Here is a 15,243-nt window from a genome sequence, read left to right as displayed (position 1 = left end):
ACGATTCCCGGCCCGGTAGAGTGGGCCGTTCCGGGCCGGGGCCGGGTCGGGGCCGTGCCGCGTCTCCGTCGTTGATCTGTCACCATTCCCCGGGGGGCCGTTCGCCGGCGAACGGTGCTCGTGTGGAGACAGTTGCGACCAGGGGACGGATGGGACCGCGCAGTGCGGGGCTACGAACGCCAGGAGAGCCACCGAGCTGACGACGACCACCTCTCGCGGTTCGAGGCCGAGATGGACCGGCTGAAGACCGAGCGGGAGAAGGCCGTCCAGCATGCCGAGGACCTCGGCTACCAGGTCGAGGTGTTGCGCGCCAAACTCCATGAGGCGCGCCGGACCATCGCTTCCCGCCCCGCCTATGACAGCGCCGACCTCGGTTACCAGGCCGAGCAGTTGCTCCGTAATGCCCAGATCCAGGCGGACCAGCTGCGCTCGGACGCCGAGCGGGAGCTGCGCGAGGCGCGCGCCCAGACCCAGCGCATCCTGCAGGAGCACGCCGAGCACCAGGCGCGCCTGCAGGCCGAGCTGCACGCCGAGGCGGTGCAGCGCAGGCAGCGTCTCGACCAGGAGCTGGCCGAGCGCCGCCAGACCGTCGAGTCGCACGTCAACGAGAACGTCGCCTGGGCCGAGCAGCTGCGCGCCCGCACCGAGTCGCAGGCGCAGCGTCTGCTGGACCAGTCCCGCGCCGAGGCCGAGCAGTCCCTCGCCGCGGCACGCGCCGAGGCCGCCAGGATCGCCGAGGAGGCCCGTCGCCGGCTCGGCAGCGAGGCCGAGGCGGCCCGCGCCGAGGCCGAGGCGATCCTGCTGCGTGCCCGCAAGGACGCCGAGCGGCTGCTGACGGCGGCCTCCAACCAGGCGCAGGAGGCGACCACCCACGCCGAGCGGCTGCGGTCGTCGACCACGGCGGAGTCCGACCAGGCGCGCCAGCAGGCCACCGAGCTCAGCCGTGCCGCCGAGGCGCGGATGCAGGAAGCGGAGGAGAAGCTCCGCGAGGCGCGGGCCGAGGCCGAGAAGCTGGTCGCCGAGGCCAAGGAGTCCGCGGCCAAGCAGCTTTCGTCGGCCGAGTCGGTCAACGAGCAGCGCACGCGTACGGCCAAGGCGGAGATCGCCCGTCTCGTCGGCGAGGCCACCAAGGAGTCCGAGGCGCTGAAGGCGGACGCCGAACAGGCGCTCGCGGACGCCCGCGCCGAGGCGGAGAAGCTGGTCGCGGCCGCCACCGAGAAGGCCCGTACGGCCGCGGCCGAGGACTCGGCCGCCCAGCTCGCGAAGGCTGCCCGCACCGCGGAGGAGGTGCTGACCAAGGCGTCCGAGGACGCCAGGGCGACCACCCGTGCGGCGAGCGAGGAGGCCGAGCGGATCCGGCACGAGGCCGAGGCCGAGGCGGACCGGCTGCGCGGCGAGGCGGCCGAGCAGGCCGACCAGCTCAAGGGTGCGGCGAAGGACGACACCAAGGAGTACCGCGCCAAGACGGTCGAGCTGCAGGAGGAGGCGCGCCGGCTGCGCGGCGAGGCCGAGCATCTGCGGGCCGAGGCGGTCGCCGAGGGCGAGCGGATCCGCGGCGAGGCGCGGCGCGAGGCCGTCCAGCAGATCGAGGAGGCGGCGAAGACCGCCGAGGAGCTGCTGACCAAGGCGCGGACGGACGCGGACGAGCTGCGGGCGAAGGCGGCGGCCGACTCCGAGAAGGTGCGCACCGAGGCGATCGAGCGCGCCACCACGCTGCGCAAGCAGGCCGAGGAGACGCTGGAGCGCACCCGCGCGGAGGCCGACCGGCTGCGCGCGGAGGCCGAGGAGCAGGCGGACGGCATGCGCGCGGCGGCCGAGGCCGCCGCGGACCGGCTGCGCGAGGAGACCGAGCGCGGCGTCGCGGCCCGGCAGGCGGAGGCGGCCGAGGAGCTGACGCGGCTGCACAGCGAGGCCGAGGCCCGGCTCGCGAGCGCCGAGGAGAACCTGACCGAGGCCCGCGCGGAGGGCGAGAGGATCCGCCGCGAGGCGGCGGAGGAGACCGAGCGGCTGCGGACCGAGGCCGCGGAGCGGCTGCGTACGCTCCAGGCGCAGGCCGAGCAGGAGGCGGAGCGGCTGCGCACCGAGGCCGCGGCCGACGCGTCGGCGTCCCGTGCGGAGGCCGAGTCCGTCGCCGTACGGCTCACCAGCGACGCGGCGGCCGAGGCGGAGCGGCTGCGCACCGAGGCGCAGGACACCGCCGACCGGGTACGGGCGGAGGCCGCGGCGGCCGCCGAGCGCCTCGGTGCGGAGGCCGCCGAGGCGCTCGGCGCCGCGCAGGAGGAGGCGGCCCGCCGGAGGCGGGCGGCCGAGGAGACCCTCGAGTCCGCGCGCGCCGAGGCGGACCAGGAGCGCGAACACGCCCGCGAGCAGAGCGAGGAGCTGCTGGCGTCGGCCCGCAAGCGGGTCGAGGAGGCCCAGACCGAGGCGCAGCGGCTCGTGGAGGAGGCGGACCGGCGGGCCACCGAGATGGTCTCGGCCGCCGAGCAGACCGCCCAGCAGGTACGGGAGTCCGTCAGCGGGCTGCAGGAGCAGGCCGAGCAGGAGATCGCCGGGCTGCGCAGCGCCGCCGAGCACGCGGCGGAGCGCACCCGCAGCGAGGCGCAGGAGGAGGCGGACCGGGTCCGCGCCGACGCGTACGCGGAGCGGGAGCGAGCCTCCGAGGACGCGGCCAGGCTGCGGCAGCGGGCCCAGGAGGAGACGGAGGCGGCGCAGGCGCTGTCCGAGCGGACCGTCGCCGAGGCGATCGCGGAGGCGGAGCGGCTGCGGGCGGAGTCCTCGGAGTACGCGCAGCGGATGCGTACGGAGGCGTCGGACTCGCTCGCATCCGCCGAGCAGGACGCGTCGCGGACGCGGGCGGAGGCGCGCGAGGACGCCAACCGGATCCGTTCCGAGGCGGCTGCGCAGGTGGACCTGCTGGTCGGCGAGGCGACGAGCGAGAGCGAGCGGCTGCGCACGGAGGCCGCCGGGGTGCTGGCCGCCGCGGAGGAGGACGCGACGCGGCTGCTCACCGAGGCCGAGCAGATCAAGGTGGACGGCGAGGCCGAGGTCGAGCAGATGCGCGCGGCCGTGCGCGCCGACCGGGAGCAGGTGCTCGACGAGGCGCGGAAGGCCGCGGACAAGCGCCGTGCCGACGCCGCGGCGCAGGCCGACCAGCTGATCGCCGAGGCGACGAGCGAGGCGGAGCGGATCGCGGCCGAGTCGGCCGCCGACGCGGAGCGGATGCGGGCGGAGGCCGCCGAGACGGTGAGGTCCGCGCAGCAGGCCGCCGAGCGGATGCGGGCGGAGGCGGAGCAGCACCGTGCCGAGACGGAGGCCGCTGCCGAGCGGCTGCGCAACGAGGCGCGCGCCGAGGTGGACCGGCTGCTGGACGAGGCGCGCACGGCGGCGGCGAAGCGCCGGGCGGACGCGGCCCAGCAGGTCGACCAATTGATGACCAAGGCGCAGGAGGAGGCGCTGCGCGCGGCCACCGAGGCGGAGGAGCAGGCCGACACCATGGTCGGCGCCGCCCGCAAGGAGGCCGAGCGGATCGTCGCCGAGGCCACCGTCGAGGGCAACGCCCGGGTGGAGAAGGCGCGTACGGACGCCGACGAGCTGCTGGTCGGCGCGCGACGGGACGCGACGGCGATAAGGGAACGCGGCGAGGAGCTGCGGGCCCGGGTCGAGAGCGAGATCGAGGAGCTGCACGAGCGGGCCCGCCGGGAGACGGCGGAGCAGCTGAAGACGGCCGGCGAGCGTGTCGACAAGCTGGTCAAGGCCGCTGAGCAGCAGCGGGCCGAGGCGGAGGCCAAGGCCAAGGCGCTGGTGTCGGACGCCGATTCCGAGGCCGGCAAGGTCAGGATCGCCGCCGTGAAGAAGGCGGAGGCGCTCCTGAAGGAGGCCGAGACCAAGAAGGCCGAACTGATCCGCGAGGCCGAGCGTGTGAAGGCCGAGGCCGACCGCGAGGCCGAGCGCACCATCGCCGAGGGCAAGCGGGAACTCGACGTGCTGGTGCGCAGGCGTGAGGACATTCAGGCCGAGATCTCGCGAGTCCAGGACGTACTCGAGGCGTTGGAGTCTTTCGAAGCGCCGACGGGGGGTAAGACTTCGGCCAATGGCGGCTCGGGAGCGGGAGCCGTCAAGGCGGGAGCGTCAGCAGGGGGTACACGTTCGAGTGGCAAGTCGTCCGACGACTAGCCACTCAAAAGGCTGGACATTCTCCAGATCAAACCGGCATCCACTCGATGACACGCCGCTTCGGCCCCTAGGATTCCCTCTAACACCTCACCGGTCTCATTGACAGGAACCCCATGAGCGACACTTCCTCCCCCTTCGGCTTCGAGCTCGTGCGGCGTGGTTACGACCGCGGTCAGGTGGACGACCGCATTACCAAGCTCGTCGCCGACCGTGATAGTGCTCTGGCCCGAATCACCTCTCTGGAAAAGCGCATCGAGGAGCTCCACCTCGAGACGCAGAACGCCCAGGCCCAGGTCAACGACGCCGAGCCGTCGTACGCGGGGCTCGGCGCCCGTGTCGAGAAGATCCTCCGCCTCGCCGAGGAGGAGGCGAAGGACCTGCGAGAGGAGGCCCGTCGCGCGGCCGAGCAGCACCGTGAGCTCGCCGAGTCCGCCGCCCAGCAGGTGCGCAACGACGCCGAGGCGTTCGCTGCGGAGCGCAAGGCGAAGGCCGAGGACGAGGGCGTTCGGATCGTCGAGAAGGCGCAGGGCGAGGCCAACTCGCTGCGTGCCGATGCGCAGAAGGACGCGCAGTCCAAGCGCGAGGAGGCTGACGCCCTCTTCGAGGAGACCCGCGCCAAGGCCGCCCAGGCCGCCGCGGACTTCGAGACCAACCTGGCCAAGCGCCGTGAGCAGTCGGAGCGTGACCTGGCCTCGCGTCAGGCCAAGGCCGAGAAGCGCCTCGCCGAGATCGAGCACCGCGCCGAGCAGCTGCGCCTGGAGGCCGAGAAGCTGCGCACGGACGCGGAGCGCCGGGCCCGCCAGACGGTGGAGACCGCTCAGCGTCAGGCCGAGGACATCGTGGCCGACGCGAACGCCAAGGCCGACCGCATCCGCAGCGAATCGGAGCGCGAGCTGGCGGCGCTGACGAACCGCCGCGACTCGATCAACGCCCAGCTGACCAACGTCCGCGAGATGCTGGCGACGCTGACCGGTGCGGCCGTCGCCGCGGCGGGTACGCCGGCGGACGACGAGCCGATCTCCCGCGGGGTTCCGGCGCAGCAGTCCCGCTGACGCCCTTCCGCAGGCCTGATCCGACGAGTGCCCGGTGCCGCTTCGGCACCGGGCACTCGCGCGTCACCGGCCCTATGCGGAACGGCCCTCGTCCGTTGGGCGAACCCGGTGGCGGACGCCATGACGCCCCCGTAGCGTGAAACGCATGATCGAGCTCGAGGGCCTCACCAAGCACTTCGGTACGAAGGTCGCCGTCGACCGTCTGTCCTTCACGGTCCGCCCGGGCACGGTGACCGGTTTCCTCGGTCCCAACGGCGCGGGCAAGTCGACGACGATGCGCATGATGCTCGACCTGGACAACCCCACGAGCGGCACGGTCAGGATCGACGGCAAGCACTACCGGGACCTCGACGAGCCGCTCAAGTACATCGGCGCCCTGCTGGACGCCAAGGCGATGCACGGCGGCCGCAGCGCCTACAACAACCTGCTCTGTCTGGCCCAGGCGAACCGGATCCCGGCGAGCCGCGTGGCCGAGGTCCTGGACGTGGTCGGACTGACGGCGGTGGCGCGCAAAAAGGCCAAGGGCTTCTCCCTCGGCATGGGCCAACGGCTCGGAATCGCCTCGGCGCTGCTCGGCGATCCGGAGATTCTCATGTTCGACGAGCCCGTCAACGGTCTGGACCCCGAGGGAATTCACTGGATCCGCAATCTGATGAAGACCCTTGCCGCCGAAGGCCGGACGATCTTCGTCTCGTCCCATCTGATGAGCGAAATGGCGCTCACCGCCGACCACTTGATCGTGATCGGCCAGGGCAGACTGCTCGCCGACACATCGATGGCCGATTTCATTCAGGAGAACTCCCGCAGTTATGTCCGGCTGCGCACTCCGCAGCGGGAGAGGCTGCTCGACGTCCTGCACGCCGCCGGTCTGATCGCCGTCGAATCGGGCAACGGCACGCTGGAGATCGACGGGGCGTCCACCGAGCAGCTGGGCGAGCTGGCGGCGGAGCACCGGATCGTGCTGCACGAGCTCAGCGCCCAACGCGCCTCGCTGGAGGAGGCGTTCATGCAGATGACGGCAGGCGCGGTGGAGTACCACGCGCATGCGACCGGCCCCGCCGCACCGCCCTCCGCACCTGCCGCCACCGGCACCGCCGCCCCGCAGTGGGCCCCGCGCAGCAAGGGAGCCTGACCGATGGCATCCGTACCCGCCGTCCTCCAGTCCGAGTGGACCAAGATCCGTACGGTCTCCTCGACGCGCTGGACCCTGATCTGCGCGCTCGCGGTCACGGTCGCCATGAGCGCCGCGCTCTGCGCCCTGATGAACTCCACCTTCGACGACCTGCCCGAGGCCGAGCGCCTCACCTTCGACCCGACGCTGATCAGCTTCTCGGGAATGGTGCTGGGCCAGCTGGCGATGGTCGTCTTCGGCGTCCTCGTCGTCGGCACGGAGTACAGCTCCGGCATGATCCGCACGTCGCTCGCGGCCGTTCCGCAGCGCGCCACCTTCCTGTTCGGCAAGATCACGGTGGCCGGGCTGCTGGCCCTGGTGGTCGGGATGGCGACGAGCTTTCTGACCTTCTTCCTCGGCCAGGCGCTGCTGGGCGAGTACCGCACCACGATCGGCGAGGAGAACGTGCTGCGCGCGGTGGTCGGCGGCGGCCTCTACATGGGGCTGATGGCAATCTTCTCGATGGGCGTCGCGGCGATGCTGCGGAGCTCGATGCTGTCGCTCGGCATCCTGATGCCGTTCTTCTTCCTGGTGTCCCAGATCCTCTCCGCGGTCCCGGGCGCGAAGGACGTGGCCCGCTACTTCCCCGACCAGGCCGGCGCCAAGATCATGCAGGTCGTCCCCAACGCGATGAACAGCGGCGACTCCCCCTACGGGCCGTGGGGCGGCCTCGGCATCATGCTGCTGTGGGTGGCGGCGGCGCTGATCGGCGGGGTCCTGGTGCTCAAGAAGCGGGACGCGTAGGCGTCCTGGACGCGGCGCCCGGGAGCGGGAGGCGGCCGCCGCGGAATCCGGGACTCACGGCGCGCGGGCTTGAACGGAACCGTCAAGGCCCGGATATCCTCCTAACTCTTACGGGGGGCGTACGGCATGCATGGCCTGTGCCCCGACGACCCGAAAGTCGATGGGGCTGGAGAATGATCGAGGCAGTCGGCCTGACGAAGCGCTACGGCGCCAAGACGGCCGTGTACAACCTTTCCTTCCAGGTGCGGCCCGGGGCCGTCACCGGGTTCCTCGGGCCCAACGGAGCCGGCAAGTCCACGACCATGCGCATGATCCTCGGGCTCGACAAGCCGACGGAGGGACAGGTCACCATCAGCGGCCGGCCGTACCGTCAGCTGCCGAACGCGCCGCGGCAGGTCGGTGCGCTGCTGGACGCCAAGGCCGTGCACGGCGGGCGCAGTGCGCGCAGCCACCTGCTGTCGCTGGCGCAGCTGTCCGGCATCCCGGCCCGCCGGGTCGACGAGGTGCTGGGCGTCGTCGGTCTCCAGGACGTCGCCAAGCGGCGTTCCAAGGGCTTCTCCCTCGGTATGGGGCAGCGGCTCGGCATCGCGGCCGCGCTGCTCGGCGACCCGCAGGTGCTGCTCTTCGACGAGCCGGTCAACGGTCTCGACCCCGAGGGCATCCTGTGGGTGCGCAACCTGATGAAGCAGCTGGCCGCCGAGGGCCGTACCGTCTTCGTCTCCTCCCACCTGATGAGCGAGATGGCGCTCACCGCCGACCACTTGATCGTCATCGGCCGCGGGCAGCTGCTCGCGGACATGAGCGTCAAGGACTTCATCTCGCACAACTCGGCCGATTTCGCGCGTGTGCGCACGCCGCACACCGACCCGCAGCAGCGGGAGAAGCTTCTCGCGGCGCTCACGGAGGCGGGCGGGCAGGTCATGTCCGAGCCGGACGGCGCACTGCGCGTCACCGGACTCGCCCTGCCGAGGATCAGCGACGTGGCCCACGAGGCCGACGTCCGGCTGTGGGAGCTGTCTCCGCACCAGGCGTCCCTGGAGGAGGCGTACATGCGGATGACGCAGGGCGCCGTCGACTACCGCTCCACCGACGACCAGAAGGCGGGGCTGATGCAGCAGCCGCCTATGGGCTACATGCCGCCGCAGCAGCCGCAGATCCCCGAGGTCCCGCAGCAGGGCTGGTACGCCCCGCCGCCGCCCGGAGCGGGCCAGAACCCGTACGCGGCCGTGGCGCCGGGCGCCCCCGCCCAGCCCGCGCCCGTGCAGCCCGCGCCGCCGGCCGCACCGCCCGCCGCTCCCCCTGCCGCCGCCCCCGCCGACCTGACCAAGCCCGAGGACACCCGATGACCACCCCCTACCAGCACCCGGGCGCCGCGTCCCCGACGTACGCCTCCCCGATCCCGGTCCGCAGCGCCCACCTCGGGGACGCCCTCGCCTCGGAGTGGACCAAGATCCGCTCCGTGCGCTCCACGATGTGGACGCTCGGCGTGATGATCGTGCTCATGGTGGGCATCGGCCTCGGCACCGCGGCGATCGTGGCCGCCAGCGACGTCGATCTCCAGGGCGAGTCGGCGCTCGGCTTCGGCTTCTTCGGCGTGCTGCTCGGCACGATCTGCGTGATCACGCTGGGCGTGCTGACGATCGCCTCCGAGTACGGCACGGGCATGATCCGTACGACTCTGACCGCCTGCCCCAGCCGTTCGCGTGTGCTGGCCGCCAAGGCGATCGTCTTCTTCGGCCTCGTCTTCACCATCACGGCGGTCTTCGCGGCGCTCGTCGCCGTCGTCCAGACGGGCATGGTCGAGGCCACCGAGCCCACCGGCGACGAGTGGCTGCGCGCGACGGTCGGCGTGGCACTCTTCGTCGCCTCGATCGGTCTGCTGTCGCTGGCCGTCGGCACCATGATCCGGCACTCCGCCGGCGCGATCACGATCATGATCGGTGTGATGCTGCTGCCGCTCGTCGCGGCCATGTTCATGTTCTCGGAATCGCTCGCCGACGTGCAGGAGTTCCTGCTGAACTACGCCATCCCGAGCCAGCTCATCGGCATCTACGGCGAGGCCGCGGCCGGCGGCTCCGCGGGCCCGGTCGGCTGGGAGCCGGTGTGGATCGTGCTCGGCATCACCGCGGTGGCGATGGGCGGCGCGTTCGCCGTTCTCAACAGCCGCGACGTCTGAGACGTCAGTAGCGAGGCGCGTTCCGGGACCGCTGCACCCTCGTGGTGCGGCGGTCCTTCGCGTTCCAGCACGCCTTGTGCCAGTGGCGCCGTTCGTCGAGGCCGCCGCCTTGCTGGGGCCAGGCCACGACGTGCGGGAGACCGGAGGGGATCTCCTGGTCGCAGCCCGGGCAGCGGTACGTCTTGCCGGCGGCACTTGCGCCCGCGACATGGCGCACCGACCAGTCCTCGCCCTGCCAGGTCTCGCTGCTCCCGAACCCGCCGTACCGGTCGCCGCTCCCCGCTGCTCGCTCGGTCGGCTTCTCGCCGCCTCGGGGGCGGTTGCGGCGCGGGGACACGTGGACACCTCACGGAGAGTCGGAACAGTTCACTTCCAGCGTACGGGCCGAGAAGCGGGGCACTCGTCCTGCCGGCCGCGGACCGCGGCCGCCGGCGACCGCCGGTTACCGGACAATCGCAACAACTTCCCGTCCGGCCGTGCCTTTGGCACGTGTCAGACGTTGTTGCCGGTAGGGGGAGTGACGCGTCGGCCGCAAGGAGGCTAAAGGCGATGCGCGTTGGGACTTTCGTACTGGCCGCCCAGTTCCCGGGCCAGGGGCAGGGGGAGGCACTGCACCGCGCGGTGCGGACCGCCGAGGTCGCGGAGGAAGCCGGGCTGGATTCCGTCTGGTTGGCGGAGCACCATTTCGTACCGTACGGGGTGTGCCCGTCGGCCGTGACGCTTTCGGCGCTGCTCCTCGGCCGCACGCGCCGGATCCGGGTCGGCACGGCCGTGAGCGTGCTGCCGACCGCCCATCCCGTGGCGCTCGGCGAGCAGGCGGCGCTGCTCCATCTCACCTCGAGCGGGCGGTTCACGCTCGGCGTGGGGCGCGGGGGGCCGTGGGTCGACCTGGAGGTGTTCGGCGCCGGACCGGCCGCCTACGAGAGCGGGTTCCCCGAATCGCTCGACCTGCTGATGCGTTGGCTGCGCGAGCCGCGCGTCGGCGCGGACGGCGAGCGGTACAGCTTCCGCGAGGTCGCGGTCGTCCCGCGGCCGGAGGAACTGATCGGCGGTCCGCCCGGGGGCCCGGAGGTCGTCGTCGCCTGTACGTCCCCGAAAAGCGTGAAGCTCGCCGCGGAGCGCGGGCTGCCCATGCTGCTCGGGATGCACTGCGGGGACGAGGAGAAGGCGGAGATGGTCGCCCTGTGGCGTACGCATGCGCGGGCCTGCGGCCGTTCCCCCGACGAGATCGCGGCGGCCGGGCATGTGTCGGCGGGCGTCGTCCAGATCGCCGACCGGGCCGCCGACGCGTCCGAGGCCTTGGTGAAGGCGATGCCCGGCTGGCTCAAGTGGGGCCTGGAGGCGCATGTCACGGTCGACGGCCGGCCCCGCACGATGCGCGACCCCCTGGCCTACACGGAACTGCTGTGCGCGCTGCACCCGGTGGGTCCGCCCCGGCTGGCGGCCGACCGGCTCGCGGCGACGGCGGAGCGGACCGGCATCACGCGCTTCGCGCTGCTGGCCGAAGGCTCGGGGGATCTGGCGGCGACCGAGGAGAACGTACGGCGCCTGGGCGCGGAAGTGCTGCCGCAGCTCGCCTGAGCCCCCCGCCGCACGGCCCCGGCCGGTCCCGTCGAACCCGGCCGGGGTCGTACGCACTCACGGGAAACGCGCACAGTGCCGGCGCCCCGGCAATCCCGGGCGGTTTCTCCCGCGAGGCGGAGCGGTAGCGGAAGTTCTCAGCAGTCGCGCAGTTCGGGCGACTGGTTGAGCAGCTGGCCCCGTACGGAAGTGAAGCGGGCGAGCCGCTCGTCCACCGAGGAGTCCAGCGGGAACACCGCGACGCGGTGGCAGTTCTGGAATGCCAGACGCACACCGAAGTGCCGCTGGAGCGCACCGCGAATGGCGTCACTCGCGAGTGCGCGCAGCAGCTGACCACGTGCCTGCTCGTCCGGCGGAGGCGTCTGGTTGTCGGCGAAGTCGCCGCCGTCCACCTTCAGCTGAGCCACCAGAGAACTGATCATCTCCCATGCGTAGGGCAGGGAGGTCCGGACGCAGTCGACGAAGGCTGCTTCGTCGACCTCGCCTCGCTCGGCCTGTTCCAACAGCGCCGGTGAGACGTCGAGCGACATGGGTTCTCCTCTCGCGGCCCCGGGTGAACGGGGCCTTACGGGCAGGGAAGGAGGTAGCAGACGAAACGACGGCATACGAACGACGTAAGACGACGCAGAGTGCACGAGCGGCAACCTCCCGCTTCCACGGTAAGTGCGGTGTCTTGAGCGCACCAGGAGATTGGGAGCACAACCGGCCAAATAAGAAGGGGGCTTCCGGGGCGAATCGCGCGGGGCGGTGTCGGTCGAGTAGCGTTGCCGACCATGCGTCTCGTCATCGCCCGCTGCTCCGTGGACTACGCGGGCAGGCTCACCGCCCATCTGCCCTCCGCTCCCCGATTGATCCTGGTCAAGGCGGACGGCAGTGTGTCCATCCACGCCGACGACAGGGCGTACAAACCGCTGAACTGGATGTCGCCTCCCTGCACCTTGAAGGAGGGCGACGACAGTGTGTGGACCGTGGTGAACAAAGCGGGCGAGAAACTGATCATCACGATGGAAGAAGTCCTCCACGACTCGTCGCACGAGCTCGGGGTGGACCCGGGCCTCATCAAAGACGGCGTGGAAGCGCACCTGCAGGAGCTTCTGGCCGACCGGATCGAGACACTCGGCGAGGGATACAGCCTGATCCGCCGCGAATACCCCACGGCCATCGGTCCGGTGGACATCCTGTGCCGCGACGCGGACGGCGGGACGGTTGCGGTGGAGATCAAGCGCCGCGGCGAGATCGACGGCGTGGAGCAGCTGACCCGCTACCTCGAACTCCTGAACCGTGACCCGCACTTGGCCCCGGTGAAGGGCGTGTTCGCGGCGCAGGAGATCAAGCCCCAGGCCAGGGTGCTGGCGACGGACAGGGGAATCGGCTGCGTGGTGCTGGACTACGACGCGCTGCGGGGCATCGAGGACGACAAACTCCGCCTGTTCTGACGGGTCTGCGCCCGACCCCGCACGCGCGCGGGGTCGGGCGCGCGGCCGAGGCACATGCGGCGCGGGGCTGCGCCCGCGGGCGCGTGGGGCGCGGGGCTGAGGAGAAGGGCCGCGTCGGCGCGGCGGGTGCGGGCTGCGCCCACTGCGGCGGCAGGACACCTCAGCCGGCCGCCGACCGGCAGCCGCGACGCCAAGAGGCACCAGTAGGCAGCGCACACGCCGGCAGCGCGGCCCCGTCCCCTGCGCGATGGCTCACGCTGCACTGACCTCTCAACATGCCGGCCGGCCGGGACCGGGGTCGGCCGGCGCCGGTGGGCACGTCCCCCGACTCGCCACCGCCTCGGCGGCCGCGCCGCGTAAGGGAGCGGTGGGCCGTCACGCCGGGGCCGCGCCGCGCCCTGTGCGCGGGGCGCGGCGTAGGTCGCAGACGCCGGGCCCCTACATCACCGGCGCCGACGAGCTCTCCGGCGCCGAGGGGCCGCTTGCCGAAGTCTCTCCACCCGCAGGAGGCGGCGCAGGAGAGGTCGTTTCCGTGGGCGGCGGCTCCGAGGTGGGCGTTCCCGTCGAGGGGGACGACGGCTTCGGCGGCGTCGACGGCGGGTTCGGCGTGGAGCGCGTCGGCGTCGGACGCGGCGACTGCGCCGTCTCCGAGGGGCTGCCCGGCTGTGACGGGGTCGACGACGGGGTCTCGCCCGGCGCCCCCGGCGCGTAGGGGGCCGTGGACGTGCCCGGCACCGCCGACGACGTCGGACTCTTCGTCGCGCCCTTGTCGTCCGGCTTCTGCGACCCGTCGTCCGCCGGGTCCTGAGGCGTGTCCCAGTCCTCCGTGAAGTCGTCCCCGTCCGTCTGCTGCCCGTTCTTGACGTTGTCCGTCGGCGCCTCGTCCTTGTCGGAGGCCGCCCCGAGCGTCACCACCGTGCCGAGGACGACCGCGAGCAGCGCACCCGCTCCCGCCGCGACCACGTTGCGCCGGGCGCCGAGGAGGGCGAGACCGCGCCGGGACGGCGGCTCGGTGGTGGTCACCAGCGTCGCGGGCCCGTCCTCCGGTCCCGTACGAGGCAGCTTCGACGTCTTGGCCGTGAGCCCGGACAGCGGGAACACGGGCTGCGCCGGGGTCTCCGTACGTATCGTCGGCGCCTCGGGCTTGGGCGTCGGCCCCGACGCACGGTCCGCGACGAGCGCCAGCGCCCGCCGCCCCGCCACCGTGCCGCGCTTGTCCGCGAGCGCCCCGCGCATCCCGATGGAGGCCTCGAGCTCGGCCCTGGCGCGCTCGAGATTGCCGGTGCAGAGCGCGAGGACGCCCAACTCGTGGTGGAAGTAGGCGTCTTCGGCGACCTCGCCCGCGATCCTGGCGGCCTCCGAGCCGGCCCGGAGGGCCTTCTCCCAGGCGGTCCAGTGCAGCCCCGTGGCGAACACGGGCGCGGCGCTGCGGGCCAGCCGCACGGCCGCGCCTGCGTGCCCGGCGTCCCGGCCGCCCGAGACCAGCGCGCCCAGCGCGGCGAGCACGGCGTCCGACTCGGCGATCGCGCGCTCGGGCGTGACCGACGGGTGGCCCGACCACCAGGCGTAATGCTGGGCGGCGGTGTGCGCGTGGGCGACGGAGTCCTTGTCGTAGCCCTTCTCCCGCAGTTGCGCGAGCACTCCGGCCGCCAGCCGGTAGCGCGTGCCGACCGGGGAGAGGAGCCCGCAGCCCATGAGTTCGCCGAGCGCCGCGTCCGCGTGGGTGTCGCCGACGAGCGCCGGCAGGTGTGCCTGGTGCGGTACCTCGCCGCCGAGGGCGACGGCGATCCGCAGGGTCTGCCGCGCGGACTCGCTGAGCCGCGAGGCGAGCAGCGGCGCGGGCGCCGCCCCCTCCCCCAGCGTCGGCAGCGGTACGTCCCGGCCCTGCGCGGCGTCGAACGCCGCGAACTCGTCCACGGCCTCCGGATCCCCGCGCAGCTCGTCGCCCTGCCTCAGCAGCCCACCGGCCTGCACGAAGCGCAGCGGCAGTCCCTCGGACTCGAACCAGAGGTCGCCCGCCCAGTTCGACTCGTCCTCGGTGAGCGGCCGCTCCACGATGTGCGAGAGCAGCTCCAGCGCCGTCGCGCGGCCGAGGCCGCCGAGGAAGACCTCTTCGAGAGGAGAGTCCGCGGAGGGCGCGGGCACGTCGGGCGTTGTGGCGAGCAGGAAGGCGCACTCGGGAGCGGCGTCGAGCAGCTCGTCGAGCGCGGCGCCGCCGAACTCCAGGTCGTCGAGGACGACGACGGCCCCGATGTCGCGGACGAATCCCGCGAGCGCGTTCCGGTCGGGCCGGTGGCCGGGCGCGGAGAAGACGATGGTGAAGAGCTCCTGGAGGAGCTCCCCGGGGGTGCGGTGGTGGCCGTTGAGGCGTATGACGCCGTCGGGCGCGAGGTCCGCGCAGTCCTCTGCCACCGCGTCGAGGAGGGTGCTGCGTCCCGAGCCCGCGGGGCCGGTGAGCCGTACGGATCGGCCCTGGCCGAGCAGGCGGACGAGCCGCTCCCGCTCCTCGCCCCGCTCCAGCAGCGGCAGCCGCGGGGACGCGGGCCCCGGCGGCACGGGAGGAAGCGCGGCGCGCTGCCGCTCCACGCGCTCGGCGGCGGTGCGCCGGGCAGGACGCGCGGGCTGCTCCCCCGGCGGGCAGGGCTCGATCTCGCTGCCGTCGACGGGGTTGACGGTGAGCAGGAAGTCGCCCGAGACGACCTTGACGGTGCGCGCGTGCGCCGGTGCGGCCTTCACGGCCGGAGTGACGGCGTCGCGCGGCGGCCGGGCCGCGCCGTTGCCGAAGCTGCCGCCGTCGCCGAAGCCGCCCTCGCCGAAGCTGTCGTTGTCCATGGTGAAAGCCCCCAGATACGGTTCGCCTGGCCTCGCGCCGCCCGGATCTGCCGATCCCGGGGCCCGAGCCGCGTGCGG

11 protein-coding genes are annotated in these 15,243 nt (G+C 72.8%); 8 read left to right on the top strand and 3 right to left on the bottom strand.

All coding sequences use genetic code 11. The features are described from left to right. The first annotated feature begins 162 nt into the window (after positions 1–162). The 6 genes from scy to HW130_RS02120 all read left to right on the top strand — a co-directional run bounded on the left by scy (position 163) and on the right by HW130_RS02120 (position 9,316). A complete protein-coding gene (gene scy / locus HW130_RS02145) occupies positions 163–4,173 on the top strand; it encodes a polarized growth protein Scy (protein ID WP_177147619.1) in 4,011 nt (1,336 codons plus the stop codon). Between the two features lie 113 nt (positions 4,174–4,286). After that, positions 4,287–5,225: a cellulose-binding protein gene (locus HW130_RS02140; RefSeq protein ID WP_177147618.1), complete on the top strand. Its 939-nt coding sequence runs from the start codon at positions 4,287–4,289 to the stop codon at positions 5,223–5,225. A 145-nt stretch (positions 5,226–5,370) separates the two neighbouring features. Beyond that, positions 5,371–6,357: an ABC transporter ATP-binding protein gene (locus HW130_RS02135; RefSeq protein ID WP_177147617.1), complete on the top strand. Its 987-nt coding sequence runs from the start codon at positions 5,371–5,373 to the stop codon at positions 6,355–6,357. Positions 6,358–6,360: 3 nt separating this feature from the next. Then, a complete protein-coding gene (locus HW130_RS02130) occupies positions 6,361–7,140 on the top strand; it encodes an ABC transporter permease (protein ID WP_177147616.1) in 780 nt (259 codons plus the stop codon). A 173-nt stretch (positions 7,141–7,313) separates the two neighbouring features. Continuing rightward, positions 7,314–8,486 (top strand): ABC transporter ATP-binding protein, encoded by a 1,173-nt coding sequence (locus HW130_RS02125; protein WP_177147615.1) that lies wholly within the window; start codon positions 7,314–7,316, stop codon positions 8,484–8,486. Beyond that, positions 8,483–9,316 (top strand): ABC transporter permease, encoded by an 834-nt coding sequence (locus HW130_RS02120; protein WP_177147614.1) that lies wholly within the window; start codon positions 8,483–8,485, stop codon positions 9,314–9,316. Before HW130_RS02125 ends, HW130_RS02120 begins: the two co-directional genes overlap by 4 nt. A gap of 4 nt (positions 9,317–9,320) precedes the next feature. On the opposite strand, the gene HW130_RS02115 is transcribed toward HW130_RS02120, so the two are convergent. Then, the gene (locus HW130_RS02115) at positions 9,321–9,653 is read right to left on the bottom strand and encodes an ATP/GTP-binding protein (protein ID WP_177147613.1); all 333 of its coding nucleotides are present in this window, start codon (positions 9,651–9,653) and stop codon (positions 9,321–9,323) included. Between the two features lie 212 nt (positions 9,654–9,865). Between HW130_RS02115 and HW130_RS02110 the strand changes: the two genes are divergently transcribed. Continuing rightward, the gene (locus tag HW130_RS02110) at positions 9,866–10,897 is read left to right on the top strand and encodes an LLM class flavin-dependent oxidoreductase (RefSeq protein WP_177147612.1); all 1,032 of its coding nucleotides are present in this window, start codon (positions 9,866–9,868) and stop codon (positions 10,895–10,897) included. A 137-nt stretch (positions 10,898–11,034) separates the two neighbouring features. Here HW130_RS02110 and HW130_RS02105 read toward each other — a convergent pair whose 3' ends face one another. Beyond that, positions 11,035–11,427 (bottom strand): SCO5389 family protein, encoded by a 393-nt coding sequence (locus HW130_RS02105; protein WP_177147611.1) that lies wholly within the window; start codon positions 11,425–11,427, stop codon positions 11,035–11,037. 243 nt (positions 11,428–11,670) lie between these two features. Between HW130_RS02105 and nucS the strand changes: the two genes are divergently transcribed. Then, positions 11,671–12,333 (top strand): endonuclease NucS, encoded by a 663-nt coding sequence (gene nucS / locus HW130_RS02100; RefSeq protein ID WP_177147610.1) that lies wholly within the window; start codon positions 11,671–11,673, stop codon positions 12,331–12,333. A 438-nt stretch (positions 12,334–12,771) separates the two neighbouring features. Here nucS and HW130_RS02095 read toward each other — a convergent pair whose 3' ends face one another. Continuing rightward, entirely contained in the window at positions 12,772–15,165 is a 2,394-nt protein-coding gene (locus HW130_RS02095; protein WP_177147609.1) for an ATP-binding protein, read from the bottom strand. Positions 15,166–15,243: the final 78 nt, after the last annotated feature.

Source organism: Streptomyces sp. PKU-EA00015 (assembly GCF_013387495.1).
Classification (GTDB): Bacteria; Actinomycetota; Actinomycetes; order Streptomycetales; family Streptomycetaceae; genus Streptomyces.
This window is presented reverse-complemented; position numbering and strand designations above follow the sequence as displayed.